The organism is Pseudotabrizicola sp. L79 (genome assembly GCF_036553525.1).
Classification (GTDB): Bacteria; Pseudomonadota; Alphaproteobacteria; order Rhodobacterales; family Rhodobacteraceae; genus Pseudotabrizicola.
Map to the genome: position 1 here is coordinate 1 of NZ_JAZHDA010000034.1, position 306 is coordinate 306.

The 306-nt window shown below is 63.1% G+C and carries 2 pseudogenes; one reads left to right on the forward strand and one right to left on the reverse strand.

Annotated elements, in window-relative coordinates:
- Positions 1 to 72 (forward strand): annotated as a pseudogene (locus V3C85_RS00335) (DNA-binding response regulator); the annotation flags it as partial.
- A 162-nt stretch (positions 73 to 234) separates the two neighbouring features.
- Here V3C85_RS00335 and V3C85_RS00340 read toward each other — a convergent pair.
- Positions 235 to 306 (reverse strand): annotated as a pseudogene (locus V3C85_RS00340) (DNA-binding response regulator); the annotation flags it as partial.

Here is a 306-nt window from a genome sequence, read left to right on the forward strand (position 1 = left end):
GAGGATGATCCGAAACAGCCGCGCTATCTGCAAACTGTGCGGGGCGAAGGCTATATGCTGCAACCCGATTGATCCGCAGCCACCCAGGGGGGGGCCGCCCCCCCCCCCCCCCGGGGTTTAATTAAACAATAATGCGGGCCGGGGGTTGGTTTCAAAGCCACCTGCCCGGCCCTTTTTTTTTTTTCAAACCCCGCGGGGGGGGGGGGGGCCCCCCCCCCCCTGGGTGGCTGCGGATCAATCGGGTTGCAGCATATAGCCTTCGCCCCGCACAGTTTGCAGATAGCGCGGCTGTTTCGGATCATCCTC